Source organism: Streptomyces sp. NPDC050264, assembly GCF_040655895.1.
Lineage (GTDB): Bacteria > Actinomycetota > Actinomycetes > Streptomycetales > Streptomycetaceae > Streptomyces.
In genome coordinates, this window is sequence record NZ_JBFAKV010000035.1 from 26,574 (window position 1) to 51,163 (window position 24,590).

General features: G+C 71.9%; 23 protein-coding genes and 2 pseudogenes. 16 read left to right on the top strand and 9 right to left on the bottom strand.

What is annotated here, in order from left to right; translation table 11 throughout:
- Nucleotides 1-15: 15 nt before the first annotated feature.
- Nucleotides 16-1,584, bottom strand: coding sequence for an MFS transporter (locus tag AB0J02_RS39330; protein WP_363198698.1), 1,569 nt, complete (start codon nt 1,582-1,584; stop codon nt 16-18).
- 96 nt (nt 1,585-1,680) lie between these two features.
- Between AB0J02_RS39330 and AB0J02_RS39335 the strand changes: the two genes are divergently transcribed.
- Together AB0J02_RS39335 and AB0J02_RS39340 are read left to right on the top strand one after the other, a co-directional pair.
- On the top strand, nt 1,681-2,253 hold the full coding sequence (locus tag AB0J02_RS39335; RefSeq protein WP_363198699.1) for a TetR/AcrR family transcriptional regulator: 573 nt from the start codon (nt 1,681-1,683) through the stop codon (nt 2,251-2,253).
- Nucleotides 2,254-2,338: 85 nt separating this feature from the next.
- On the top strand, nt 2,339-2,971 hold the full coding sequence (locus AB0J02_RS39340; RefSeq protein WP_363198700.1) for a TetR/AcrR family transcriptional regulator: 633 nt from the start codon (nt 2,339-2,341) through the stop codon (nt 2,969-2,971).
- Here the strand turns inward: AB0J02_RS39340 and AB0J02_RS39345 are convergent.
- A complete protein-coding gene (locus AB0J02_RS39345; protein WP_363198701.1) occupies nt 2,968-4,158 on the bottom strand; it encodes a helix-turn-helix domain-containing protein in 1,191 nt (396 codons plus the stop codon). The genes AB0J02_RS39340 and AB0J02_RS39345 overlap by 4 nt on opposite strands.
- Before the next feature lie 177 nt (nt 4,159-4,335).
- Between AB0J02_RS39345 and AB0J02_RS39350 the strand changes: the two genes are divergently transcribed.
- The 3 genes from AB0J02_RS39350 (at nt 4,336) to AB0J02_RS39360 (ending at nt 7,637) form a co-directional block, all read left to right on the top strand.
- Entirely contained in the window at nt 4,336-5,262 is a 927-nt protein-coding gene (locus AB0J02_RS39350) for a proline dehydrogenase family protein (protein WP_363198702.1), read from the top strand.
- Between the two features lie 71 nt (nt 5,263-5,333).
- Nucleotides 5,334-6,974 carry an L-glutamate gamma-semialdehyde dehydrogenase gene (gene pruA, locus AB0J02_RS39355; RefSeq protein ID WP_363198736.1) on the top strand — a complete coding sequence of 547 codons (1,641 nt, stop codon included), beginning with the start codon at nt 5,334-5,336 and terminating at the stop codon, nt 6,972-6,974.
- Nucleotides 6,975-7,094: 120 nt separating this feature from the next.
- Nucleotides 7,095-7,637, top strand: coding sequence for a GNAT family N-acetyltransferase (locus tag AB0J02_RS39360; protein WP_363198703.1), 543 nt, complete (start codon nt 7,095-7,097; stop codon nt 7,635-7,637).
- Here AB0J02_RS39360 and AB0J02_RS39365 read toward each other — a convergent pair.
- Nucleotides 7,638-8,087: pseudogene (locus AB0J02_RS39365) on the bottom strand (zinc-binding dehydrogenase); the annotation flags it as partial.
- Here AB0J02_RS39365 and AB0J02_RS39370 point away from each other — a divergent pair.
- Nucleotides 8,070-8,552: pseudogene (locus tag AB0J02_RS39370) on the top strand (LysR substrate-binding domain-containing protein); the annotation flags it as partial. The pseudogenes AB0J02_RS39365 and AB0J02_RS39370 sit on opposite strands and share 18 nt — an antisense overlap.
- Nucleotides 8,553-8,755: 203 nt before the next feature.
- Complete coding sequence (locus tag AB0J02_RS39375; protein WP_255972887.1) at nt 8,756-8,899, top strand: hypothetical protein; 144 nt, start codon at nt 8,756-8,758, stop codon at nt 8,897-8,899.
- A 44-nt stretch (nt 8,900-8,943) separates the two neighbouring features.
- On the opposite strand, the gene AB0J02_RS39380 is transcribed toward AB0J02_RS39375, so the two are convergent.
- Complete coding sequence (locus tag AB0J02_RS39380) at nt 8,944-10,524, bottom strand: metallophosphoesterase family protein (RefSeq protein ID WP_363198737.1); 1,581 nt, start codon at nt 10,522-10,524, stop codon at nt 8,944-8,946.
- 143 nt (nt 10,525-10,667) lie between these two features.
- Between AB0J02_RS39380 and AB0J02_RS39385 the strand changes: the two genes are divergently transcribed.
- Nucleotides 10,668-11,708 (top strand): 3-isopropylmalate dehydrogenase, encoded by a 1,041-nt coding sequence (locus tag AB0J02_RS39385; RefSeq protein ID WP_363198704.1) that lies wholly within the window; start codon nt 10,668-10,670, stop codon nt 11,706-11,708.
- Between the two features lie 255 nt (nt 11,709-11,963).
- A complete protein-coding gene (locus tag AB0J02_RS39390) occupies nt 11,964-13,052 on the top strand; it encodes a branched-chain amino acid aminotransferase (RefSeq protein WP_363198705.1) in 1,089 nt (362 codons plus the stop codon).
- 30 nt (nt 13,053-13,082) lie between these two features.
- On the opposite strand, the gene AB0J02_RS39395 is transcribed toward AB0J02_RS39390, so the two are convergent.
- Both AB0J02_RS39395 and AB0J02_RS39400 read right to left on the bottom strand, forming a co-directional pair.
- Nucleotides 13,083-14,252: an NAD(P)/FAD-dependent oxidoreductase gene (locus tag AB0J02_RS39395; protein WP_363198706.1), complete on the bottom strand. Its 1,170-nt coding sequence runs from the start codon at nt 14,250-14,252 to the stop codon at nt 13,083-13,085.
- Nucleotides 14,253-14,358: 106 nt separating this feature from the next.
- Nucleotides 14,359-15,057, bottom strand: a complete 699-nt coding sequence (locus tag AB0J02_RS39400; RefSeq protein ID WP_363198707.1) for a TetR/AcrR family transcriptional regulator — start codon at nt 15,055-15,057, stop codon at nt 14,359-14,361.
- A gap of 215 nt (nt 15,058-15,272) precedes the next feature.
- On the opposite strand from AB0J02_RS39400, the gene ureA reads away from it, so the two are divergent.
- From ureA to AB0J02_RS39420, 4 genes are read left to right on the top strand one after another with little or no spacing between them, the layout of a single operon-like run.
- Entirely contained in the window at nt 15,273-15,968 is a 696-nt protein-coding gene (gene ureA / locus AB0J02_RS39405) for an urease subunit gamma (RefSeq protein WP_363198708.1), read from the top strand.
- Nucleotides 15,965-17,677, top strand: coding sequence for an urease subunit alpha (locus AB0J02_RS39410; RefSeq protein ID WP_363198709.1), 1,713 nt, complete (start codon nt 15,965-15,967; stop codon nt 17,675-17,677). The genes ureA and AB0J02_RS39410 overlap by 4 nt, the downstream gene beginning before the upstream one ends.
- A gap of 10 nt (nt 17,678-17,687) precedes the next feature.
- Nucleotides 17,688-18,713, top strand: coding sequence for an agmatine deiminase family protein (locus AB0J02_RS39415; protein ID WP_363198710.1), 1,026 nt, complete (start codon nt 17,688-17,690; stop codon nt 18,711-18,713).
- 55 nt (nt 18,714-18,768) lie between these two features.
- Nucleotides 18,769-19,317 carry a TetR/AcrR family transcriptional regulator gene (locus AB0J02_RS39420; RefSeq protein WP_363198738.1) on the top strand — a complete coding sequence of 183 codons (549 nt, stop codon included), beginning with the start codon at nt 18,769-18,771 and terminating at the stop codon, nt 19,315-19,317.
- A 12-nt stretch (nt 19,318-19,329) separates the two neighbouring features.
- Here the strand turns inward: AB0J02_RS39420 and AB0J02_RS39425 are convergent, their stop codons facing one another.
- From AB0J02_RS39425 to AB0J02_RS39435, 3 genes are read right to left on the bottom strand one after another with little or no spacing between them, the layout of a single operon-like run.
- Nucleotides 19,330-20,190, bottom strand: coding sequence for a biotin-dependent carboxyltransferase family protein (locus tag AB0J02_RS39425; protein WP_363198711.1), 861 nt, complete (start codon nt 20,188-20,190; stop codon nt 19,330-19,332).
- Nucleotides 20,187-20,897, bottom strand: coding sequence for an allophanate hydrolase subunit 1 (locus AB0J02_RS39430; RefSeq protein ID WP_363198712.1), 711 nt, complete (start codon nt 20,895-20,897; stop codon nt 20,187-20,189). Before AB0J02_RS39430 ends, AB0J02_RS39425 begins: the two co-directional genes overlap by 4 nt.
- The gene (locus tag AB0J02_RS39435; RefSeq protein ID WP_363198739.1) at nt 20,894-21,646 is read right to left on the bottom strand and encodes a 5-oxoprolinase subunit PxpA; all 753 of its coding nucleotides are present in this window, start codon (nt 21,644-21,646) and stop codon (nt 20,894-20,896) included. The genes AB0J02_RS39430 and AB0J02_RS39435 overlap by 4 nt, the downstream gene beginning before the upstream one ends.
- Nucleotides 21,647-21,846: 200 nt before the next feature.
- Here AB0J02_RS39435 and AB0J02_RS39440 point away from each other — a divergent pair, with 200 nt between their 5' ends.
- The 3 genes from AB0J02_RS39440 to pcp are packed head-to-tail and all read left to right on the top strand — an operon-like array spanning nt 21,847 to nt 24,220.
- Nucleotides 21,847-22,590, top strand: a complete 744-nt coding sequence (locus AB0J02_RS39440) for a DUF969 domain-containing protein (RefSeq protein ID WP_363198713.1) — start codon at nt 21,847-21,849, stop codon at nt 22,588-22,590.
- Nucleotides 22,587-23,552, top strand: a complete 966-nt coding sequence (locus tag AB0J02_RS39445) for a DUF979 domain-containing protein (protein ID WP_363198714.1) — start codon at nt 22,587-22,589, stop codon at nt 23,550-23,552. The genes AB0J02_RS39440 and AB0J02_RS39445 overlap by 4 nt, the downstream gene beginning before the upstream one ends.
- 23 nt (nt 23,553-23,575) lie before the next feature.
- Nucleotides 23,576-24,220: a pyroglutamyl-peptidase I gene (gene pcp, locus AB0J02_RS39450; protein ID WP_363198740.1), complete on the top strand. Its 645-nt coding sequence runs from the start codon at nt 23,576-23,578 to the stop codon at nt 24,218-24,220.
- The last annotated feature ends 370 nt before the right edge of the window (nt 24,221-24,590 follow it).

Sequence of the window (24,590 nt, forward strand, 5' to 3'; positions counted from 1 at the left end):
CCCGGCGGACGCGTGTCAGGCCGTCGCCGCGTCGGCGGGCGCCGGGTCGTGGGCGGCCGGCGTGGTGGCGGGTTCGCGTACCGCCACATTGCGCAGGGTCACCGCGGCGAGGACCGCGGCGGCCAGCAGCAGGACCGTGCCCGCGATCGCCGCCGCCTGCATGCCGTGGGTGAAGGCCTCCCGCGCGGCGGCCGTCAGGGCCCGGCCCGCGTCGCCGGGCAGCTGTCCGGCGACCGCCAGCGCGCCGCCCAGCGTCTCGTGCGCGGCCGCCGGGGCGCCCGCCGGGATGTCGTGGCGGTAGACCGCCGTGCCGATGGAGCCCAGGACGGCCATGCCGAGGGCGCCGCCGAACTCGGCGCCCGTCTCCAGCAGCGACGCGGCGGACCCCGAGTGGGCGACCGGGACGGTGCCGAGCGCCAGGTCCATCATCTGGGACATCACGGTGACGATCCCGGAGGCGAGGACACCGGCGCCGGCCAGGACGAGCCAGAGCGAGCTGGTGCCGGTGAAGATCAGCAGGGCGTATCCGCAGGCGGCGACGGCGAAGCCGGCGGCGACGACATGGGCGCGGTGCACGCCCTTCGCGACCAGCTGCGCGGAGACGGGTGCCGCCACCCCGACCAGGACCGTGGGCAGCAGCGACCAGAGCGCGGCCGCCATGGAGCTCTTGCCGAGCACGGACTGGAGGTACTGCGTGGTGAAGAACGCCGAGCCCATCATCCCGAAGGACGAGACGAGGTTCAGGACGACGGCGGGGGCGAATCCCCGGCCGCGGAACAGGGCGGGGGAGACCAGCGGTGACTTCGCTGTGCGCTGGCGGTGCACGAACAGGGCGGCGAACAGCAGGCCCACGGTGATCGAGACGACGTACCGCACGTTCCAGCCCTCGGACGGGATCTCCTTGATGCCGTAGATCACCGGCAGTACGGCCGCCATCGACAGCGGCACGCTGAGCAGGTCGAAGCGGCCGGGCCCGGGGTTTCTGGACTCCGGGAGCAGGATCGGGCCGAGGACCAGGAGCAGCACCATCGCGGGCAGGTTGACGAGGAAGACCGAGCCCCACCAGAAGTACTCGACGAGGACGCCGCTCATCACCGAACCGAGCGCGATGCCGCCGGTCATGACGCCCGACCACAGGCCGATCGCCTTCGCGCGCTGGCCCGGGTCGGTGAACATCGTGCGGACGAGTCCCATGGTGGACGGCATGAGGGTCGCGCCGCCGACCCCGAGGAGCGCGCGGGCGGCGATGAGGGTCTCGGCGCTGTTCGCGTAGGCGGCCAGCACGGAGGCCGTGCCGAAGGCGGCGGCGCCGATCAGGAGCAGTTTGCGGCGGCCGATCCGGTCGCCGAGCGAGCCCATGGTCATCAGCAGGCCCGCGAGCACGAACGCGTAGATGTCGAAGATCCACAGCTGCTGGGTGCCGCTCGGCGCCAGGTCCGCGCTGATCGCGGGGATCGCGAAGTAGAGGACCGAGACGTCCATCGACACCAGGAGCAGCGGCAGCATCAGCACGCCGAGGGCGGTCCATTCGCGGCGTCCGGCAAGGGAGTCGGGAGGTGCGGTGGTGCTCGTCGGGTTCGTCATGGCAGGAACTGTACGAGCGTCTTAAACGCTTGTCTAGTACGCACGTCTATTACGACCGTCTAAGACAATCGTCTGGATGCTGGGTAGGGTGGAGGCATGGGACATCGCGAGGATCTGCTCGAAGGCGCCAAGCGCTGCCTGCTGGAGAAGGGGTTCGTGCGCACGACCGCGCGCGACATCGTCAAGGAGTCGGGGACGAACCTGGCGTCCATCGGCTACCACTACGGCTCGAAGGACACGCTGCTCGCGCAGGCGTACGTGGCGCTCGCCGAGGGCACCTCGGACGAGTGGGCCGATCCGCAGGAACTGCCGGGCGCCGACGGCTCGTTGGAGCGCTTCCGCGCCGTCATGGCGGGCATCACCGACAGCCTCGGCAAGCCCGGCTCCATTTGGCATCTGAGCATCGAGCTCGTGACGATGGGGGACAAGCTCCCGGTCGTACGGGAGTACCTGGCGGCGGCTCAGCGCGAGGCGGGCCGCGGCTTCATCGGCATGATCATGGGAGGCGAGGAGCCGCCCGCCGACGACCCCAGCGTGGACACCCTCGGCAAGTTCTTCACGGTCCTGGTCCTGGGCCTGATCGCCCAGCACACCTTCGACGCGGAGTTCTCGCCGAGCGCCGATCAACTCACCGAGGGACTGCGGCAGTTGGTTGCCGCGGCGGGCTAGGGCCCTTCTGACGGGTCTCCGCGGCGTCGCGTCGTCCGGCACACGCCCTCGCCGCACGGCGCAAAGGGACGGGTGGCTCCGCCACATGACCCTTCACCCCGCGCCCCGGGGGCGTATCGACAAGCGGCAGGCCATCCTCGACGCCGCGTTCGCCGTGTTCGCGCGGCGTGGATACGCGCAGGCCTGTGTGCAGGAGATCGCCGTGGAGGCCGGGGTGGCCAAACCGACCGTCTACAACCACCTCGGCGACAAGGAGAACCTGTTCCGGCATGCGATGGCGGCCGCCGCCGACCTCGTCAAGGCCGAGAATCTCGCCGTCGTCGAGCGGCTGCGCGAGCCCGGCGACGATCTGCGGGCATGCCTGGAGGACGTCGGGCACCGGCTGCTGAAGGTGTGCTGCGGTCAACGGGCCCGTTCGCTGCGGGCGTTGACCTACGCGCAGATCATGACGTTCCCCGATCTCGCCGAGGTGGTGCCGGGGCGTACGGCTGAACCGCTGGGGGAGGCGCTCGCCGACCGGTTCGCGCGGCTCGCCCTCGGCGGGCGGCTGGCGACGGAGGACCCGGCGCGCGCGGCCGAGCAGTTCCTCGCCCTGCTCACCGGCCCGATGGAGGCACGCTCAGGGCTCGGAACCCGGACGGTGGGCGCCGCCGAGACGCGGGAGGTCGCGCGGGCGGCTGTCGACACCTTCCTGCGGGCGTACGGAACCGGGTCCTAGAGCCGCGCCGCCTTCAGCCCCATGTGCAGCAGCAGCCGGTCCTCGCCCTCGTCGAGGTCGAGGCCGGTGAGCTGTTCGACGCGGGAGAGGCGGTAGTAGAGGGTCTGGCGGTGGATGCCGAGGGCCGCTGCCGTGCGGCCCGCCTGGCCCGCGCAGTCGAGGAACACCTCGGCGGTGTGCGCGAGCTGGCGGTGGGCGGGGGCGAGCAGCGGGGTCACCGCCGGGTCGTGCGCGGCCTCCGCGGGCAGTGCGGTGAGCAGCCGGTACGGGCCGATCGCCGACCACTGGGTGTCGGGGCCCAGGCGCGGGTTGGCCAGGGCCGTGCGGGCCGCGGCCGTCGCCTCGTGCCAGGCCGCGGCGAGCTCCGCGAGATCCTTGCGGGGGGCGCCGATGCCCGCCGCCACCGGTGCCGTACCGGCCCGGGAGCGCAGCTTCGCCGCCGCCGTGAGCGCCGGGGCGAGCACCTCCGCCGAACGCAGCCGGACCAGCAGGGCCAGGCACTGGCCCGTCACGCCCCAGGGCACCGTGCACAGCGCGTCGGCCGCCGGGATCGTACGGACCGAGGGGGCGTCGTCGGGGTCGGCGGACGGCCAGGGCGCGACGCAGACCACCGTGTGCAGCCCCTCCGCGCGGCTGCCGAGCGCCGTGCGCAGCGCGGCCACCGCCATGTCCCGCTGCCAGCCGCGCTCGGCCGTGAGCACGGAGTGGAACTCGCGGGTGAGGTCGGCGCCCGCCTGTGCCTCGTCCGCGAGCTGCGCGCCGATCCGGCCGGCCACCTCCATCGCCGCGTCGAGCTGGTCCCGGGTCGGCCCCGGATCGTCGTCGAGCAGCCATACGTAACCGAGGACGATGCCCCGGTGCCGTACGGGAAGACAGACGCGGCCGCGGTAGACCCCGGCCTCCGGTGTCGCCGGGATGCGGACCGGCTCGGTGGCGCGGGCGATGCCGAAGCCCTCGAACCAGGCGCGGACGGCCGGCGTGGAGCTGCGCGTGAGGATCGAGCGGGTGCGGACCGGGTCGAGTGCCGACGCGTCGAAGTCGGTGTCGGCGTCCCCGTCGCTGACCTGCGCTCCGAAGGCGATCAGCCTGAAGTCACGATTCTCCAAGGTCGCGGGCGCGCCGAGCAGCGCCGAGATCTCGTCGACGAGTTCCTGGTAGTCGCCTTTCACCCCACCAGTCTCGCGCATCTCACGCGTCTCGCCCGTGTCTCTTCATACATTTGTCTGAGGTGGCGGCCACAGATGCGTGACAGCTGTCGATGGCACAGGATCGGAGGGATATTTAGATTTCACGGTGGTTCCCCGTGCCGTTCCCGCTTTGCGGTGGTTCGGCCTCTCCGTACTCATGCTCCATGGAGGTGCCCCGTGCTGGCTCCCCTGATCCTCGCCGCGTCGCGCAGCGACAAGATGCGTTCGTTCGTGTCGGCGGCGCCGGGCACCAAGCAGGTCGTCGACCGGTTCATCGCCGGTGAGAACGTCGACCAGGTCGTGCCGGTCATCCAGGACGCCACCGCGAAGGGCCTCGAAGTCACCCTCGACGTCGTCGGTGAGGACATCACCACCGTCGAGCAGTCGCACGCCGCACGCGACGCCTACCTGGAGCTGATCGGCCGCCTCAAGGACCTGGGCCTGGGTGCCAGGGCCGAGATGTCCGTGAAGCTGTCGATGTTCGGCCAGGCGCTGGAAGGCGGCCACGAACTGGCCCTCGCCAACGTCCGCCCGGTCGTCATCGCCGCCGCCGCCATCGGCACCACGGTCACTCTGGACGCCGAGGACCACACCACCCTCGACTCGATGTTCGCCATCCACGAGGAGCTGCGGAAGGACTTCCCGCAGACCGGCTGTGTCATCCAGGCCTACCTCTTCCGCACCGAGGACGACGCCCGCCGGCTCGCCGCCGCAGGCAGCCGCGTGCGCATCGTGAAGGGCGCCTACAAGGAGCCCGCCGAGGTCGCGTACCAGGACAAGGCCGAGACCGACAAGGCGTACGTGCGGATCATGCGGATCCTCATGGAGGGCTCCGGGTACCCGATGATCGGCTCCCACGACCCCCGCCTGATCTCCATCGCGCAGGAGCTCGCCCGGACCGCCGGGCGCAAGCTGGACGAGTACGAGTTCCAGATGCTGTACGGCATCCGCAGCGACGAGCACCTGCGACTCTCCGCCGAAGGACACCGGATGCGGGTCTACACCGCGTACGGCACCGACTGGTACGGATACTTCATGCGCCGCCTCGCGGAGAAGCCGGCCAACCTGCTCTTCTTCGCCCGCTCGGTCCTCACCAAGGGCTGACCGCCCTGTTGCAGGGCCCCTACCGCTTCCCGATGACTCCCGACCCCCGAAGGAGATACGGACCCATGACGCTGGACGCCGTGACCCGAGTCCCCGCCCCGGTCAACGAGCCGGTGCACGGCTACGCCCCCGGTTCGCCGGAGCGCGCCCGCCTGGAGGCCAAGCTCAAGGAGCTGGCCGAGAACCCGATCGAGCTGCCCTGCACCATCGGCGGTGTGCGTCGGATGGGCGGCGGCGAGCGCTTCGACGTCGTGCAGCCGCACAACCACAAGGCCGTCATCGGTACGTACGCCAACGCCACGACGCGGGACGCCCAGGACGCGGTCGACGCCGCCCTGGCCGCCGCCCCGGCCTGGCGCGCGATGGCGTTCGACGACCGCGCCGCGATCATCCTGCGCGCCGCCGAGCTGCTCTCCACCACGTGGCGCGAGACGCTGGCCGCCTCCACCATGCTGGGCCAGTCGAAGACCGCGCAGCAGGCCGAGATCGACACGCCCTGTGAGCTCGTCGACTTCTGGCGCTTCAACGTCCACTACGCCCGCAACCTGCTCGCCGAGCAGCCGCCGGCCAACTCCACGGGCGTGTGGAACCGCATGGACCACCGCCCGCTGGAGGGCTTCGTCTACGCGATCACGCCGTTCAACTTCACGGCCATCGCGGGCAACCTGCCCACCGCCCCGGCGCTCATGGGCAACGTCGTCGTGTGGAAGCCGTCCCCGACGCAGACGCACGCCGCCGTCCTGCTCCTCCAGCTCCTGGAGGAGGCCGGCCTCCCCAAGGGCGTCATCAACCTGGTGACGGGTGACGGCCTCGCCGTCTCCGAGGTGGCCCTGAACCACCGCGACCTCGCCGGCATCCACTTCACCGGCTCGACCAAGACCTTCCAGCACCTGTGGAAGACGGTCGGCAACAACATCGAGAAGTACCGCACGTACCCGCGTCTCGTCGGCGAGACCGGCGGCAAGGACTTCGTCGTCGCCCACCCGAGCGCCGACCGTGCCGTCCTCAAGACGGCGCTGACCCGCGGCTCCTTCGAGTACCAGGGCCAGAAGTGCTCCGCCTCCTCGCGCGCCTACATCCCGGCGTCCATCTGGAACGACGGGTTCAAGGAGGAGTTCGCGGCCGAGGTCGACGGCATCACCATGGGTGACGTCACCGACCTGTCGAACTTCATCGGCGCCGTCATCGACGAGCGGTCCTTCGCCAAGAACAAGGCCGCGATCGACCGCGCGAAGTCGGACGACTCCTGCACGATCGTCGCGGGCGGCACGTACGACGACTCCGTCGGCTACTTCGTGCGTCCGACGGTCGTCGAGTGCACCGACCCGGCCAACGAGGTCTTCACGACCGAGTACTTCGGCCCCTTCCTCGCCGTGCACGTCTACGACGACAGCTCGGACGACCAGTACGACGCCATGCTGGAGCAGATGGAGTCGGCGTCGGACTACGCGCTCACCGGCTCGGTCATCGCCAACGACCGTGCCGCGGCCGCGTACACGATGGAGAAGCTCCGCTACGCGGCGGGCAACTTCTACATCAACGACAAGTCGACCGGCGCCGTCGTCGGCCAGCAGCCCTTCGGCGGCGGCCGCGCGTCCGGCACCAACGACAAGGCCGGCGCCCCGCAGAACCTGATGCGCTGGACGCTGACCCGCGCCATCAAGGAGACGCTGGTCCCGCCGACGGACTACCCGTACCCGCACATGGGCTGATGCCCCACCCGGTGGGCCCCGCCCACTCCTGAGACACCCGCCCTCGGCCACGGGCCCCACCCCGGCCGAGGGCGGTGCTGTATCCGCCGCCGCCGGAACGCGGGTGAGTACCGTGGCCCGGTGACCACGCTGCGTACTGCCCACACCGCCGACCTGGCCGCCCCCGAACTCGCCGACGCCCGCGCCCTGTTGGACGCGGCCTTCGACGGCGACTTCTCCGACGACGACTGGACGCACGGCCTCGGCGGCGTGCACGCCCTCGTGCACGACGACTCCGGAGCGCTCCTCGCCCACGGCTCCGTCGCCCAGCGTCACGCCGTGCACGACGGGCAGACCCTGCGCGTCGGATACGTGGAAGCGGTCGCCGTCCGCGCCGACGCGCGGCGCACCGGGCTCGGCGGGCGCGTGATGGGTGCCCTGGAGCGGGTGATCCTGGGCGCGTACGACCTCGGCGCGCTCTCGGCGTCGTCCGACGGGGCACCGCTGTACCTGGCGCGCGGCTGGGCCCGGTGGACCGGCCCGTTCGCCGCGTACGGTCCGGGCGGGGTCGTCCGGCTGCCCGACGACGAGGACCCGCCGTTCCTGTTCCCGGCACTGGTCGCCCGCGCCCTCGACCCGCGGCACGAACTGCTCTTCGACTGGCGCGACGGCGACCTTCTCTAGCTAGGACCGCACGATGATCTTGCCGGTGTTCTCGCCGCGCAGCATCCCCAGGAACGCCGCCACGATGTTCTCGAACCCGTCCACCACGGTCTCGTCGAGGCCGAGCCGCCCGCTCTGCAGCTGCGGCACCGCGAACGCGTACAACTCGTCCTGGACGTCGCGGTAGTTGGAGACCAGGAACCCCTCGATGCGCAGGCTCTTCTCCACCACGTCCGCGTGGTCGAAGACGACCGGCGGCGCCTCGGCCCGGTCGTACTGGCCGACCGTGCCGATCCGCACCACCCGGCCGCGCTCGCGCAACGCCCCGATCGCCGCGCCCAGTTGGTCGCCGCCGACGTTGTCGACGAACACGTCGATGCCGGTGGGCGCCGCCTTCGCCAGCAGGTCCGCTGCCGTGCCGGCGTGGTGGTCGAAGGCCTCGTCGTAGCCGACGTGCTCCGTCAGATACGCGCGGGCACCGTGGGGGAGGTCGTGGCCGGGCGCGCGGACCTGGCCGTCGCGACGATCGGCGCCACGTCGCCGGTGCCGGCCGGTCTGGTGGGGGACGTCCTCGTGCGGGAGGCGTACGCGCTGGTGCACCCCGTCGGCCACCCGGCGCCGCGCACGCTCCCGCTCGTCGACTGGACGGAGAACTGCGGCTCCCATACCCGGGAGTGGTGGGCGGCCCAGGAGTGGATCCCGCGCGCCACCGTCCGGGCCGAGGACGACGGAACAGTGCTCTCGATGGTGAGCACCGGTCTCGGCATGGCGATCATGCCGGAGCTGGCCCTGCGCGGAGCACCGCCCACCGTCGAGATCACCGATCTCGGACCGGACCGCCCCGTGCGCTCCGTCGGATACGTCACCACTCCGGAACTGGCCGGAACCGCCCCGGTACGTGGCCTGATCCGCGCGCTCAGAGAGCTGAAGGCGTGAAGCCGTCTCAGATAGTAGGAAGTCCGAGTAATTGTGGAGACAGCAGCAGCGATCCGTCCTAGCTTTGTAGGAGCCGAACGTATCGCTTACCTGGCGAATGGCGGACGCGAGCCGGAGCACCTCGCAGGCAACCCCTGCAGCTTCCCGCTCTCCGCCCCTTCCGGCCCTGAGAAATCCCCATGATCTCAAGGAGTCGATCCGTCATGGCCACTGCGACGCCCGTCCGCCGCCGAGTCCGTCACGTCTCCCCGTCGAGCGAAGCCGACCGGCAGACCGCCAAGATCGCCGCCGCCGCCCTCCAGCGCGCACTGGACCGCAGGGACAACGGCGGCGAGACCGGCCACTGAGCCGTTCGCACCGAACCGTTCCCACCGGGCCGTGCGCCAGAGGGTCAGGAACCGCGCCGCACTTCGAAGTGGTCGATGCGCTGCCCGTCCTGGGCCAGGGCCGATACCTTCAGGTGCGGGCGCGCGCCACTCTCCGCCTCCACCTTGAGCAGGGAGAACCCGCGGTAGCGCACCCGTGACCACTCGACGGTCTCGGTCGTGGACCGCTGTCCCTTCTTCCACACGAGACTGTCGATGGACTCGTGGGGGTGCTCGTGTCCCTCGTAGCTCTCCTTGCTGCCGGGACGGAATCCGTACAGGTCGCGGCCGCCGCCACCCGCGGTGACGTACACGATGCCGTCACGCGTCGGGTCCGTCGTGCCGCCGACCGGCACCGCGCGGCCCACCGCGCCGTCCTTGACGGCGTCGGTCCGCTCGTAGACGTGGTTGTGCCCGTTGATCACCAGGTCGACCTGGTGGCGGGCGAACAGCGGCAGCCACGCGGCCCGCACCCCGCCGTCCGAGGCGTGCGTGGACGTCGAGTACGCGCAGTGGTGGAAGAAGACGACGACGAAGTCCACGGTGCGGGAGGCCCGCAGCTCGCGGAGGGTCCTGTCCAGCCAAGCCGTCTGCCGGCCGTCGCTGTGGCCGAGGTTGGCGGGGATCTCGTACGAGACGTCGTTCGCGTCCAGCGCCACGACGCCGACGTTGCCGTAGACGAAGGAGTACGCGCCCGGTGTCCCGTGCGCGTCGAACCCGCTGTCCGGCAGTGACCAGCGGGCCAGTTGGCCGCCGTACCCGTCGGGGGAGTACCAGGCCTCCATGTCGTGGTTGCCCGTGGTCACCATCCAGGGCACGGTCCGCGCGACCTGCTCGTTCTGCTTGAGGAACAGGTCCCAGAAGGCGGGGTCGTAGCCGTCCGAGGTCTTGCCGTGCCCGGTGCCGTCGGCGTAGCAGAGGTCGCCCGCGTGCAGATGGAAGGCGGGGTCCTGGCGCAGCACGAGGTGGTCGCTCGCCGCCGCCGCGCTGCCGACGCCCTGGTCGCCGAACGCGGTGAAGGTGAACGCGGCGGGGTGCGCCGGCGCCGTACGGAAAGCCGAGACGGTCGGGCGGTGCGCCGCGGACGCCGGGTCGAAGCCGTCGTGGCCGACGCCGTAGTAGTACGTCGTGCCGGGGCGCAGGCCGTCCAGGGCCGCGTGCACGTAGAACTGGTCGAGCGCGAGGCGCGCCCCGTCGACCCCGGGAGTGTGCAGGTCGCGGACCTCGGCCTCGATCTTCCGGCTCAGGTCGCCGGGCTCCGCACCGACGCGGACGTACGGCTTCTTCACCGCGGCCGGCGTCTGCCAGGAGATCCGCATCTGCGTCCGCGGGTCGGCTCCGAAGGCGAGGTGGCGGCCGAAGGGCGGTACGGCGGAGCCGCGGCGCGCCCCGGACGTGGTGGCGGAGGGGGACGCGGAGGACGCGGGGGCGGTCGCCGTGTCCGGTGGTCCGGCGGTCGAGCAGCCGGTCAGCAGGCCGCCCGCCACCGCGCCCGCCGTCACCAGGGCGCGGCGGCGCGTCAGCTTGGTGCGCACGTACTCGTACTGCTCGGCCATGCTCATCCGGCGCGCGAGGTGCGGGGGGATGCCGAAGTCGGGGAGGTCCATGTCGATGAAGTTCCCTCCGAAGCCCAACACCCGCTCTGCGTAAGGGTGAACGGGTGCTGTCGGGACGGTGCCGCCCGGCGGACCGAAGTCCGCATAGTGGACATGGCATGTCATCCCATGGGACAGGGAGTACGGTGCGGACCATGTCTCGCAGCATCAATCTCGCAGTGATCCCCGGTGACGGTATCGGCCAGGAGGTCGTGGCCCAGGGTCTGAAGGTCCTCTCCGCCGTGCTTCCGCAGGATGTGAAGCTGGAGACCGAGGAGTTCGACTTCGGCGCCACGCGGTACCACGCGACCGGTGAGACGCTCACCGACGCCGATCTCGACGCCCTCAAGAAGCACGACGCCATCCTGCTCGGCGCCATCGGCGACCCCTCGGTCCCCTCCGGTGTCCTGGAGCGCGGCTTCCTGCTCAAGCTCCGCTTCGCCTTCGACCACCACGTGAACCTGCGGCCGAGCAAGCTGCTCCCGGGTGTCGCGACGCCGCTCGCCGGTCAGCCCGCGATCGACTTCGTCGTCGTCCGCGAGGGCACCGAGGGCCCGTACACGGGCAACGGCGGCACGATCCGCAAGGGTACCGAGCACGAGGTCGCCACCGAGGTCTCCGTCAACACCGCCTTCGGTGTCGAGCGCGTGGTCCGGGACGCCTTCGCCCGCGCCCAGGCCCGCCCCCGCAAGAAGCTCACGCTGGTCCACAAGAACAACGTGCTGACCTTCGCGGGCCACCTGTGGACGAACGTCTTCAACAAGGTGGCGCAGGAGTTCCCCGAGGTCACCACCGACTACATCCACGTCGACGCGGCGACGATCTTCCTCGTCACCGACCCGGCCCGCTTCGACGTGATCGTCACCGACAACCTCTTCGGCGACATCATCACCGACCTCGCCGCTGCCGTCTCCGGCGGCATCGGCGTCGCGGCCTCCGGGAACATCAACCCGAGCCGCGAGTTCCCCTCGATGTTCGAGCCCGTGCACGGCTCGGCCCCGGACATCGCGGGCCAGGGCAAGGCCGACCCCACGGCCACCGTCCTGTCCGTCGCGCTGCTCCTGCGTCACCTCGGCTACGAGACCGAGGCCGCCCGCATCGAGACGGCCGTCTCCGCCGACCTCGGCGAGCGCGGCACCGCCGTGCGCTCGACGGAAGAGATCGGCGACGCGCTCGCCGGCCGAGTAGCCGGCTGACCCGGCGCTCACCCTGTTACAGCAGAAGCCGCCGGGACGCATCACGCACCCGGCGGCTTCTCATGTCGCGGCCCCGGGTGCCAACATGACCCCGGGCCGCACCACACCGCACCCACCAGGCCCGTTTCGAGCACACCTCCCCACGCGCGATAATCGAACGTGGGCCGCGATGTACGTAGAAGCTCGGACGTCCTAGTACAAGGAGTGCAGGCGTGAACGCGGTCCGTCACAACCAACGGTGAAGGACACGCAACCATGACGACGCCCACGATCGAGCTCAAGCCCTCATCCACCCCGCTGTCCGCCAGGGAGCGCGAGGCGATCCTGACCAACCCGGGGTTCGGCCGCCACTTCACCGATCACATGGTGACGGTCCGGTGGACCGAGGGCCGCGGCTGGCACGACGGGCAGCTCACGCCCTATGGTCCGCTCTCCCTCGACCCGGCGACGAACGTCCTGCACTACGCGCAGGAGATCTTCGAGGGCCTCAAGGCCTACCGCCAGCCCGACGGCACCGTCGCCACCTTCCGCCCCGACATGAACGCCAAGCGCTTCCAGCACTCGGCCTGGCGCCTGGGCATGCCCGAGCTGCCGGTCGAGACGTTCATCGAGGCCTGTGACCTGCTCGTCCAGCAGGACAAGGACTGGGTCCCGGCGCACGGCGGCGAGGAGTCCCTGTACCTGCGCCCGTTCATGATCGCGACCGAGGTGGGCCTCGGCGTGAAGCCCGCGAGCGAGTACCTCTTCATCGTCATCGCCTCGCCGGCCGGCGCGTACTTCCCCGGCGGCGTGCAGCCCGTCTCCATCTGGCTCTCCGAGGACCGCGTGCGCGCCGTCCCGGGCGGCGTCGGCGACGCCAAGACCGGCGGCAACTACGCGGCCTCGCTGCTCGCGCAGGCCGAGGCGGCCGCCAAGGGCTGCGACCAGGTCGCCTACCTCGACGCCGTCGAGCACAAGTGGGTCGAGGAACTGGGCGGCATGAACCTGTACTTCGTCTACGGCGACAGGATCATCACGCCGACCCTCACCGGTTCGCTGCTCGCGGGCGTCACCCGCGACTCGCTGCTCTCGGTCGCCGAGGACCTCGGCTACAAGTCCGAGGAGTCCCGCGTCTCCATCGAGCAGTGGCAGGCCGACTCCGCCTCCGGTGAACTCACCGAGGTCTTCGCCTGCGGCACCGCCGCCGTCATCACGCCCGTCGGCACGGTCAAGCGCGCGAGTGGCGAATGGCAGCAGTCCGGCGGCAAGGCCGGCGAGGTCACCCTGAAGCTGCGCAACGCGCTCCTGGACATCCAGCGCGGCACGGCGAAGGACCCGCACGGCTGGATGCACCAGCTGGGCTGAGCCCGCCCCGCGGCCGGCCTCGCCCCGATATCAGGCCCGCGCGGCGTCGAAGCCCGCGAACATGTCGTGCAGCTTGCGCTGCGCGTCCGGGCCGAACATCAGGGTGAGGTTGTCCGCGGAGTCGGCCGCGGTCTCCGCGCCGCGCGGGAAGAGCCCCTTCTCGTACGACGTGAGCGCGGCCTCCGGGTCGCCGGGGTGGCCGACGATCGCGCGGGCCAGCTCGGCGCCGTCGAACATGGCGAGATTGGCGCCCTCGCCGGCGAACGGCGACATCAGATGCGCCGCGTCCCCGAGCAGCGTGACCCCCGGCACCCGGCTCCATTCGGTGCCGATCGGCAGCGCGTGGATCAGGCGCGGCACCAACGGCCCGGCGGCCTCCGCGATCAGGGCGCGCAGCCGGTCGTCCCAGCCGTCGAAGAGGGCGAGCACGGCGGCGCGCGCGGCCCCGGTGTCGGAGAAGTCGATCGTGCCGAGCCACTCCTCGGGTGCCTTCACGGCGACGTAGGTGTGGATGCGGCCGTCGCCCTCGCGGTGCGTCAGCAGGCCCTTGCCGTCGCCGAGCGTGAAGCTGCTGCCGCCGCCGATGAACGCGGCCAGCTCCTCGAACCGCTCCCCGCCCGGCAGCACGTCGGCCTCCACGAACGAGATGCCGGTGTACGCGGGCCGCGCGTCGGTGAGCAGCGGGCGCACCCTGGACCAGGCCCCGTCGGCGCCGATCAGCAGGTCGGTGGTGAACCGGCTGCCGTCGGCGAGCGTGACCAGATGGCGTCCGGGGATGTCGGTGGGCCCGGCGCCCGTGACCTTCGCGCCCCAGCGGATCGTCCCCTCGGGCAGTGACTCCAGAAGGATGCGGCGCAGGTCGGCGCGGTTGACCTCGGGGCGGCCGCCGTCGCCGTCGTCCGTGTCGTGCCGGCGCAGCGTGCCGTCCGGGTCGATCATCCGGCTCTCCTCGCCGCCGGACAGCACGATCCCGCGGAACTCCTCGTGGAGCCCGGCCGCGCGCAGGGCCGCCTGGGCGGTCTCCTCGTGCAGGTCGAGCATGCCGCCCTGGGCGCGCGCGTCGGCCGAGGCGTCCAGGTCGAAGAGCGTGCAGGCGACGCCGTGGACGCGCAGGACGCGGGCGAGCGTGAGGCCGCCGAGCCCGGCACCGATGACGGCGATGGGGTGGTGGGGGATGGGGTGGGTGGTGGGGGTGTTCATGGTGGCCTCCTTGGTCCGTGGCTCTCCCTCCACCGTAACGAACATGTTCGTAACGAACAAGTTCGTCGTGGGGTACGGGAACCCCGGGGGGTTCCGGCGGTAGGTGTCAGGCGTCGTCGCTGACCCGCGGCTCGGGCGCTGCCGCGATCCCCGCGATCAGGGCGGCGAACCCCCACCCCAGCCGGGCTTCCGGCGCGCCCGCGACGAGCGTCGTGGAGAGCCGGGCGAGCTCCGGATGCCGGGCGGGGGAGGCCGTGGCGAGCGCGGCGGCGGTGGGGTCCATGTGGTCCTCCTCGCTGCCCGCGTGCTCGGCCGCGGTGGCCGTCGCGTACATCAGGAGCAGGTCCACGCCCCAGGCGGCCCGCGCGTCGGGGACCCCGCCCGCGAGGAGCAGCGACAGCAGGGCCTCCACCAGGTCCAGGTAGTGCTCGCCCGCGGGGCGCACGGTCAGCGCCGAGCGGGCCAGCGACGGATGGCGGAACAGCATGTCCAGGTACGAGGTCAGCAGCGCGGTCAGTCGCTCCCGCCAGTCGGCCGACGTGTCCCGCGCGGGCGCGAGGTCCACCTCGGCGAGCAGCGCGTCGAGGACCGCCGCGTGCAGCTCGTCGGTGTTGCGGACGTACACGTACAGCGAGGCGGGACCGGTGTCGAGCGCGCCGGCGAGGCGGCGCATGGTCACCTTGCCGAGGCCCTCGGTACGCAGGATGTGCACGGCGGCGGCGACGATGCCGTCCCTGCTCAGGGCGGGTTTCGCGGGCCGCTCGCGGCGGCTGCGCGGGGTGCTGGTCCGGTCGGTGCTGGTCACGTCGCCACGGTATCGGTGCGGCCCGGGGGTCGTCGCCGTCGGGCGGGGGCGGGCATCCGTCTTGGACATCGGCCGACCGTCGCCTCGCGGTCTTTGGAGTGTCGATCTATGTGTCGCATCTCGCGCATCTCCTACACCGCTTATGAACCGAGTGACCTGGCATCTCGCGGCCGAGGCGGTTTAGAGTGGCGTTCTAACAAAGGAGGTGTGACGGCGTGCGACTGACCCCGACCGAGCGCGACCGGCTGCTGCTGTTCGGTGCGGCCGAACTGGCCCGCGCCCGAAAAGCGCGCGGGCTGCGGCTCAACGTGCCCGAGGCGACCGCGCTGATAGCGGACACCGTCTGCGAGGCGGCCCGGGACGGGAGGCGGCTCGCCGAGGCGGTCGAGGCGGCGCGTTCCGTGCTGGGCCCGGACGACGTGCTGCCCGGTGTCGCCGACGTCGTCACCGAGGTGCACGTCGAGGCCGTCTTCGACGACGGTTCGCGGCTCGCGGTCGTGAGCGCCCCGATCGGCGGCGGCCTGGGCGATCAGGCTCCCGGGGCGCTGCTCCCGGGCCCCGAACACGCCGACACAGCACCGCAGTTGACGCTCACCGTCACCAACACCGCGACCGTCCCGGTCTCCGTCACCTCGCACTTCCACTTCTTCGAGGCCAACCCGCGCCTCGACTTCCCGCGCGCGCGGGCGTACGGGATGCGGCTCGCGGTGCCCGCCGGCTCGTCCGTGCGGTTCGGGCCCGGGGAGAGCCACGACGTGGGGCTCGTACCCATCGGAGGCGCCCGGATCGCGATCGGCTTCGCCGGACTCGTGGACGGACCGCTGGACGCTCCCGGCGCGCGGGAAGAGGCCCTGCGCCGCGCCGCGGCCTGCGGGTACCTCGGAATTCGTGACGAGGAGGCAGACCGATGAGCCGCCCTGGAGGCCACCCCGCCGAGGCCCGCCGCCTCACCCCGCACGAGTACGCGAGTACGCACGGCCCGCGTGCCGGAGACCGGGTCCGGCTCGGCGACTCCGGGCTGACGATCCAGGTGGAGTCCGACTCCCAGGCGTACGGGGACGAGTTCCTCGCCGGGTTCGGGAAGACCGCGCGCGACGGGCTGCACCTGAAGGCGGCCGCGGTCCGGGACACCTGCGACATCGTCATCAGCAATGTCGTCGTCATCGACGCCGCGCTCGGCATCCGCAAGGTGTCCATCGGCATCCGCGAGGGACGTATCCACGCGATCGGCCGCGCAGGGAACCCGGACACGCTCGACGGGGTCGACGTCGTCGTCGGCACGGGGACGTCCATCGTCTCCGGCGAAGGGCTCATCGCCACCGCCGGGGCCGTCGACACCCACGTCCACCTGCTGTCCCCGCGCATCATGGAGGCCTCCCTCGCCTCCGGTGTCACCACGATCATCGGGCAGGAGTTCGGGCCCGTGTGGGGTGTCGGGGTCAACTCGCCCTGGGCCCTCAAGCACGCCTTCTCCGCCTTCGACGCCTGGCCCGTCAACATCGGCTTCCTGGGCCGGGGCTCGTCCTCCCACGGGGCGCCCTTGGCCGAGGCCCTCGCGGAGGGCGGCGCCTGCGGATTCAAGGTGCACGAGGACATGGGCGCGCACACCCGCGCCCTGGACACCGCACTGCGCGTGGCCGAGGAGCACGACGTCCAAGTCGCCCTGCACAGCGACGGGTTGAACGAGTGCCTGTCCGTCGAGGACACCCTGAAGGTGCTGGAGGGGCGCACCATCCACGCCTTCCACATCGAGGGCTGCGGCGGCGGTCACGTCCCGAACGTGCTGAAGATGGCGGGAGTCCCGAACGTCATCGGGTCCTCCACCAACCCCACCCTGCCCTTCGGCCGGGACGCCGTCGCCGAGCACTACGGCATGATCGTCTCCGTCCACGATCTGAAGACGGACCTGCCGGGCGACGCCGCCATGGCCCGCGACCGGATCCGCGCCGGGACGATGGGCGCCGAGGACGTGCTGCACGATCTGGGCGCCATCGGCATCACCTCGTCCGACGCGCAGGGCATGGGGCGGGCGGGCGAGACCGTGCGCCGTACCTTCGCGATGGCCGGGAAGATGAAGGGAGAACTCGGCGACCCGGGCGTCGGCCACGACAACGAGCGCGTCCTGCGCTACATGGCCAAGCTGACCATCAACCCCGCCATCGCCCACGGCCTCTCCCACGAGATCGGGTCGATCGAGCCCGGCAAGATGGCCGACATCGTGCTCTGGCGCCCCGAGTTCTTCGGCGCGAAGCCGCAGCTCGTCCTCAAGTCCGGCTTTCCCGCGTACGGCGTCGTCGGCGATCCGAACGCGGCCACCGACACCTGCGAACCCCTCGTCCTGGGACCCCAGTTCGGGGCCCACGGTGCCACGGCCGCCGAGCTGTCCGTGGCGTTCGTCGCACAGGCCGCCGTCGACCAGGGCAACGACGGGATGCCCACGCGAAGGCGCCGCGTCGCCGTACGCGGCACCCGCGGCATCGGCCCGGCCGACCTGCGCCTCAACTCCCGTACCGGGGCGGTCGACGTGGACCAGCGCACGGGCCTGGTCACCCTCGACGGCGAACCGCTCGGCTCCGAGCCGGCCGAGTCCGTCTCCCTCAACCGTCTCTACTTCCTCTGAGGTTTCCGCAATGACGTACGTGATGCCGCCCGAGTGGGCCCCGCACGAGCGCACCTGGATGGCGTGGCCCGGCCCCAACCCGACCTTCGCCGACGAGCGGGAGCTGGCCGAGGCGCGCACCGCCTGGGCCGCGGTGGCCCGCGCCGTACACCGCCACGAGCCGCTGACGATGGTCGTCGGCACCGGACAGCTCGACTCCGCCCGCGAACTCCTCACCCCTGAGATCGAGTTGGTGGAGCGGGACCTCGACGACGCGTGGATGCGTGACATCGGCCCGACCTTCGTCAAGGACCGGGCGAGCGGTGAACTGGCAGCCGTGGACTGGACGTTCAACGGCTGGGGTGCCCAGGACTGGGCCCGCTGGGAACACGACGCGAAGATCGCCCGGCACGTCGCCGACCTCACCGGCGCGCCCGCGCACTCCTCGCCCCTGGTCAACGAGGGCGGCGCCATCCACGTGGACGGCGAGGGAACCGTCCTGCTGACGGAGACGGTGCAGCTCGACCCGGACCGCAACCGCGACTGGACCAAGGAGCAGGCCGAGGCCGAGATCCACGCCCGTATCGGCACGTCCGAGGCGATCTGGCTGCCGCGCGGACTGACCGGCGACTACGGCGAGTTCGGCACCCGCGGGCACGTCGACATCGTCGCCGCGTTCGCCGCGCCCGGCGTGGTGATGGTGCACTCCCAGCGCGATCCGGCGCACCCCGACTTCGAGGTGAGCCGCGAGATCATCGGCCTCCTCTCCGGGCGGACCGACGCGCGGGGCCGCCCCCTGGAGATCGTCGAGATCCCCGCCCCGAGCGTCCTCGCGGACGACGAGGGCTGGCTCGACCACTCCTACATCAACCACTACCTCTGCAACGGCGGCGTCGTCCTGTGCGGTTTCGACGACCCGCGCGACGAGGAGGCAGCGGCGCTCTTCCGCCGTCTGTTCCCGGCCAGGGAGGTCACCCTCGTCGACGCCCGGACGATCTTCGCGGGCGGCGGCGGCATCCACTGCATCACGCAGCAGCAGCCCGTGGCAGGGTTCTGACGTGAACCGTCGCCGTACCCCCGCCCCGCCCCTGGACACCGTGCTCGCCGCGACGATGGCGATGATCGCCGAGAGCGGTCTGGAGCGGCTCACCATGGCCGCGCTCGGCCGCGAGGTCGGCATGAGCAGCGGGCATCTCGCCTACCACTTCGGGTCCAAGGACGAGCTGCTGCTGCGCACGCTGGAGTGGAGTGAGGGCCAACTGGGGGAGGAGCGGCGGCAGTTGCTCGCCCGGGAAGCCGGTGCGCGCGAGCGCCTCGACGCCTACGTGGACCTGTACGTGCCCGACGGGCACCGCGACCCGCACTGGACGCTCTGGCTGGAGGTGTGGAACCGCTCGCAGAACGCCGCGGCCGACACCTCCGCCCGCCAGTCCGCCATCGAACGCGCCTGGCACCGCGACCTCGTGGCGCTGCTCGCCGAGGGCGTCTCGCGGGGCGAGTTCCGCGCCGTCGACCCGGACCGGTTCGCGGCGCGGTTGCGGGCGCTGCTCGACGGGTTCTCCATCCATGTGGCGATCGGGCTGCGCGGGACCGGCCGGGCTCAAGTGCTGGACCACGTGAGGGAGTTCCTCGACGAGGGCCTGGCGAACCCGAGCGGCTGAGACGCGGGGACCTCAGGCGAGGGTGAAGCGCACCGGGGTGCCGGGCACCGCCTGGGCGGCGGCGGCCAGGGCCGGTTCGGGCACCACGGCGATCACCGGGTAGCCGCCGGTCGTCGGATGGTCGTGCAGGAAGACCACCGGGCGGCCGTCCGGCGGCACCTGGACCGCGCCGAGCACCATGCCCTCGCTGGGCAGTTCACCCGCCGACTCCCTTTCCAGGGACGGGCCTTCGGTCCGCAGGCCGATGCGGTTGCTGTGCACCGAGACCGTGTACGTCGCGGTCAGGAAGGTCCGCAGCGCCGCCTCGGTGAACCAGTCGGCGCGGGGCCCGAAGCGGGCCGGCAGCACCAGTCCGGCGGGGGGCGCGGGCCAGGGCGCCGCCCCGGGGAGCGCCGGGGGAGTGGCGGAGCCCCGCCCCACCGGGATCAGGTCGCCGTGCGCGAGCGGGGCCGGGCCGAGCCCCGAGAGGAGGTCGGTGGAGCGGCTGCCCAGCACGGGTTCGACGGCGATGCCGCCGGCGACGGCCACGTAGGAGCGGATGCCCGCGGTGGCCGGGCCGGCGTCGAGGGTGGCCCCGGCCGGGACGCGGACCGGGGCGCCCCAGGGGGCGGGGCGCCCGTCCACCGTGACCGGGCACGGGGCTCCGCCGACGACCAGGGTGACGTCCGTGTCCGGGCGCAGGGCGCAGCCCGTGAGGGTCGTCTCCAGTACGGCGGTGCCCTCCGGGTTTCCGGCCAGCCTGTTGGCCAGGCGCATGGAGGGGGCGTCCAGGGCGCCGGATCGGGGGACGCCGAGGTGGGCGTGGCCCGTTCGTCCCGCGTCCTGGACCGTGGTGAGGGCGCCGGGTCGGGTGACCGTCAGTTTTGTCGTCATCGTCCGTCTGTCCTCGGCTGCTCGCCGTGGTGGGTCCCGTTGGCCGCCGACTGATCGTCGAGGGTGGCCGGCGGCGGTCCTGAAGGGGCGAACCGCACCCGCGTTCCGGGGGACAGCAGGGCCGCCTGCTCCTTCTCGGGGTCCCACAGGCCGGACGGATCCGGCATCGTGCCGATGATCTGCCAGCCGCCCGGGGTCGCCCTCGGGTACACCGCCGAGTACGGCCCTGCCAGGGCGACCGCGCCCGCCGGGACCCGGGTGCGCGGGGTGGCGCGGCGCGGGACGCGCAGTTCCGGCGGGAGGCCCGTCAGGTATCCGAAGCCGGGGGCGAAGCCGCAGAACGCGACGCGGTGCGTGAACGAGGAGTGGCGCGCCGCCACCTCGTCCGCCGGGATGCCCCAGAGCGCGGCCACGTCGGCCAGGTCGGGGCCGTCGTACACGACCGGGATCGTCACCACGTCACCGTCGGCCGGGGCCGTCGCGGGGATGTCCCAGGTGGTGAGCTGCCGGGTCAGCGCGGCCGGGTCGGGGACGCCGTCGAGCAGGACGGTGCACGCGCCGGGCACGATCTCGGTGACCGGCGGCAGGGTGCCCGCCGCCCGGCGTCGCAGCAGTTCCGCGTGGAGGGCGCCGGTGTGCTCGGCGTCCGGCAGCTCCACCAGGAGCGCGTGCCGCCCGGCGGGGCGGACGACGAGGTCCGCGCTCACGCGAACGCACCCACCGTGACCCCGGCCTCGGCCAGGGCCGCGCGGACCCGCGCCGCGATCCGGGCCGCGCCCGGGGTGTCGCCGTGCACGCACAGCGAACGGGCCGCGACCGCGACCCGAGTGCCGTCGATCGCTTCGACGCCACCGTCCACGGCGAAGCCGACGGCCCGGCGCACCACCGTGTCCGCGTCCTCGACGACCGCGCCCGGTTCGCGGCGCGGCACCAGCGTGCCCTCGGCGGTGTACGCGCGGTCGGCGAAGGCCTCCCGTACCGGGTGCAGGCCCGCCTCCTCGGCGGCGGCGAGCAGCCGCGACCCGGGCAGGCCGAGCACCGGAAGGGCGCCGCCCGCGAGCCGCACCCCGGCCACCACGGCGCGCGCCTGCGCGTCGTCGTGCACGGTCCGGTTGTAGAGCGCGCCGTGCGGCTTCACGTACGTCACTTCGGCGCCGGCCGCCTGGGCGAACACGCGCAGCGCCCCGATCTGGTACGCCACCTCGGCCGCCAGTTCGTCCGGCGGTACGTCCATGGCGCGGCGCCCGAATCCGGCGAGGTCCCGGTAGGAGACCTGCGCCCCGATCCGCACTCCGCGCTCGGCCGCCAGGTCGCAGACCCGGCGCATCACGGAGGGGTCGCCGGCGTGGAAGCCGCAGGCGACGTTGGCGCTGGTCACCACCGAGAGCAGGGCCTCGTCGTCGGTGAGGGTCCAGCGGCCGAAGCCTTCGCCGAGGTCGGCGTTGAGGTCGATCACGCCTGGGATGTCGTCCTGGGTCACGCCCTCAACGTAAGCGATCGTTCAACAATCCGACAAGGGGTGGATTTGATGGGTGATGCGCCACAACCTCTTGTTCGATCGTTCAACGATCACCTAAGGTCCCGTGCATCCCCCATGGAAGCGGAGTCTCCGTTTCCATGCCCTCCCCGTGCCCTCGTCCTGAAGAAGGCGGCCGCATGATCGTGCTTCTCGGCGTGCTCGTGGTGATCCTCGGATTCGTCACGCGCCGCAATCCCGTCCTCGTGGTCGGCGTCGCCGGTATCGCCACCGGACTGCTCGGCAAGATGAACCCGCAGGAGATCCTCGCCGCCTTCGGCCACGCGTTCGCCGACAGCCGGTCGGTCACCGTCTTCGCCATCGTGCTCCCGGTGATCGGCCTCCTGGAGCGGTACGGGCTGCGCGAGCAGGCCCGCACCCTCATCGGGAAGCTCGGCAAGCTCAGCGCCGGCCGCTTCCTCACCGTCTACCTGCTGGTCCGCCAGGTCACGGCCGCCTTCGGGCTCAACAACCTGGGCGGCCCGGCGCAGACCGTGCGCCCGCTCGTCGCGCCCATGGCCGAGGCCGCCGCCGAACGCACCATCGGGGGGAAGCTCCCCGACAAGATGCGCGAGAAGGTCCGCTCGTACTCGGCCTCCGCCGACACCGTCGGCGTCTTCTTCGGCGAGGACTGCTTCATCGCGATCGGCTCGATCCTGTTGATCACCGGCTTCGTGAACTCCACGTACCACCAGGAGCTCGAACCGACCCAACTCGCCCTGTGGGCCATCCCGTTGGCCTTCTGCGCCTTCGTCATCCACGGCGCCCGGCTGCTGCTGCTCGACAAGCAGCTGGAGCGCGAGATGGCGCTGGCCGCCGCCGAGAACGATCTCCCGCTGCCGCCGCAGACGCCGGGACAGTCCCGTGAGGAGTCCGCCAAGTGATCAAGGTCGAATGGCTCTACTGGCTCATCGGTCTCGTCTTCGTCATCATGGCCGTGCAGATGGCGCGGGACACCACCAACCCCAAGCGCTGGACGTCCGCGGCGTTCTGGGGACTGCTCGGACTGACCTTCCCCTACGGCACCGGTGTCGTCGAGGGCGGTGCGAGCTGGACCCTGCCCGCCGAACCGCTCGGCGTCGCCGTCCTCGCCCTGATCGTGCTCGCCGGGTTCAACTTCATCGGCAAGGGCGTGCCGGTCACCACCACGCAGGAGCAGCGCGAGGCCTCGGCGGCCCGTCTGGGGAACAAGCTCTTCATCCCGGCCGTCACCATCCCGATCGTCGCCATCATCTGCGCGTCCTTCCTCGACGAGTCGGGCCTCTTCGAGACCGGCAAGGCCACGCTGATCGGGCTCGGCCTCGGCTGCATCGTGGCGCTGATCGTCGGCATGCTGGTCACCGGCGAGCGCAAGGTGTCCGTCCCGATCCACTCCGGCCGCTCGATGCTGGAGGCGATGGGCTCGGCCCTGCTGCTGCCCCAGCTGCTGTCCGTGCTCGGCTCGATCTTCGCGGTCGCCGGGGTCGGCACCCAGGTCGGCAAGATCGTGAACGACGTGCTGCCCGACAACTCCAAGTACTTCGCCGTGGTCGCCTACTGCGTCGGCATGTTCCTGTTCACCGTGATCATGGGCAACGCGTTCGCCGCGTTCCCCGTGATGACCGCGGCGATCGGCTGGCCCGTGCTCATCCAGCAGATGCACGGCAACGAGGCGGGGGTCCTCGCGATCGGCATGCTCGCCGGGTTCGCCGGCACGCTGTGCACGCCGATGGCCGCCAACTTCAACATAGTCCCGGCGTCGCTGCTCGAACTGAAGGACCAGTACGGGCCCATCAAGGCGCAGCTGCCGACGGGTATCGCGCTGCTCGTCTGCAACATCGTGATCATGGCCGTCTTCGCGGTCTAGCCAGTAGTTCAGGAGGCATGTCGATGACCCGGGTCCTGCTCACCGGATTCGAACCGTTCGGCGGGGAGTCCGTGAACCCGTCGTGGCAGGCGGCGGAGCTCGTCGCCGCCGCGCCGCCGGACGGTCTCGCCGTCACCGCGGTCCAGCTGCCCTGCGTCTTCGGGGAGTCCCTGACGGCGCTGCGCGCCGCCGTCGAGCGGGTGCGGCCCGAACTGGTGCTCTGCCTCGGCCAGGCCGGCGGCCGCACCGGCGTCACCGTCGAACGGGTGGCGGTCAACGTCGACGACGCGCGCATCCCCGACAACGCGGGTGCCCAGCCCATCGACGAGCCCGTCGTACCCGGCGGCCCCGCCGCGTATTTCTCCTCCCTGCCGGTGAAGGCGTGCGTCGCCGCGATGCGCTCCGCGGGGGTCCCGGCGGCGCTCTCCAACACGGCCGGCACGTTTGTCTGCAACCACGTCGCGTATGGCCTGGGTCATCTGCTCGCGACCGAACTCCCCGGCGTCCGGGGCGGTTTCGTCCACGTCCCCTGGGCCCCGTCCCAGGTCCCGGACGGCTCCGCCCCCTCGGTCCCCGTCGACCTGGTCGCCACGGGCCTCCGCGCGCTTCTGTCTGCCGCCGCATCGACCCGGGACGACCTGAGGGTGACAGAGGGGGCGACCCACTAGGCGTCGTCGCCCCGCGGGCCGGTGGGGGCTGGTCGCGCAGTTCCCCGCGCCCCTGAAATGCGCACGCAGCACGAGGTGCGCACCCCCCGGAGGCGCGGCGAAGCCGCAGCCTGCCAGGGGCGCGGGGAACGGCGCGACCGGCCCCCACCGGCCCGCAGACGCACAACCTCCAGGGGGGCGGGGAACGGCGCGACCAGCCACGACGAGACCCGCACCCGGCAACGAATCCGCTCGTGGCAGGCGCATCCCCGAGGGGCGTGGGGAACGGCGCGACCGGCCCCCACCGGTCCGCAGACGCACAACCTCCAGGGGCGCGGGGAACGGCGCGACCAGCCACGACGAGACCCGCACCCGGCAACGAATCCGCTCG

Coding starts and splice junctions, on each gene's coding strand:
- AB0J02_RS39330 (WP_363198698.1), bottom strand. CDS start 1,584: ATGACGAACCCGACGAGCACCACCGCACCTCCCGACTCCCTTGCCGGA.
- AB0J02_RS39335 (WP_363198699.1), top strand. CDS start 1,681: ATGGGACATCGCGAGGATCTGCTCGAAGGCGCCAAGCGCTGCCTGCTG.
- AB0J02_RS39340 (WP_363198700.1), top strand. CDS start 2,339: ATGACCCTTCACCCCGCGCCCCGGGGGCGTATCGACAAGCGGCAGGCC.
- AB0J02_RS39345 (WP_363198701.1), bottom strand. CDS start 4,158: ATGCGCGAGACTGGTGGGGTGAAAGGCGACTACCAGGAACTCGTCGAC.
- AB0J02_RS39375 (WP_255972887.1), top strand. CDS start 8,756: ATGGCCACTGCGACGCCCGTCCGCCGCCGAGTCCGTCACGTCTCCCCG.
- AB0J02_RS39380 (WP_363198737.1), bottom strand. CDS start 10,524: ATGGACCTCCCCGACTTCGGCATCCCCCCGCACCTCGCGCGCCGGATG.
- AB0J02_RS39385 (WP_363198704.1), top strand. CDS start 10,668: ATGTCTCGCAGCATCAATCTCGCAGTGATCCCCGGTGACGGTATCGGC.
- AB0J02_RS39390 (WP_363198705.1), top strand. CDS start 11,964: ATGACGACGCCCACGATCGAGCTCAAGCCCTCATCCACCCCGCTGTCC.
- AB0J02_RS39395 (WP_363198706.1), bottom strand. CDS start 14,252: ATGAACACCCCCACCACCCACCCCATCCCCCACCACCCCATCGCCGTC.
- AB0J02_RS39410 (WP_363198709.1), top strand. CDS start 15,965: ATGAGCCGCCCTGGAGGCCACCCCGCCGAGGCCCGCCGCCTCACCCCG.
- AB0J02_RS39415 (WP_363198710.1), top strand. CDS start 17,688: ATGACGTACGTGATGCCGCCCGAGTGGGCCCCGCACGAGCGCACCTGG.
- AB0J02_RS39420 (WP_363198738.1), top strand. CDS start 18,769: ATGGCGATGATCGCCGAGAGCGGTCTGGAGCGGCTCACCATGGCCGCG.
- AB0J02_RS39425 (WP_363198711.1), bottom strand. CDS start 20,190: ATGACGACAAAACTGACGGTCACCCGACCCGGCGCCCTCACCACGGTC.
- AB0J02_RS39440 (WP_363198713.1), top strand. CDS start 21,847: ATGATCGTGCTTCTCGGCGTGCTCGTGGTGATCCTCGGATTCGTCACG.
- pcp (WP_363198740.1), top strand. CDS start 23,576: ATGACCCGGGTCCTGCTCACCGGATTCGAACCGTTCGGCGGGGAGTCC.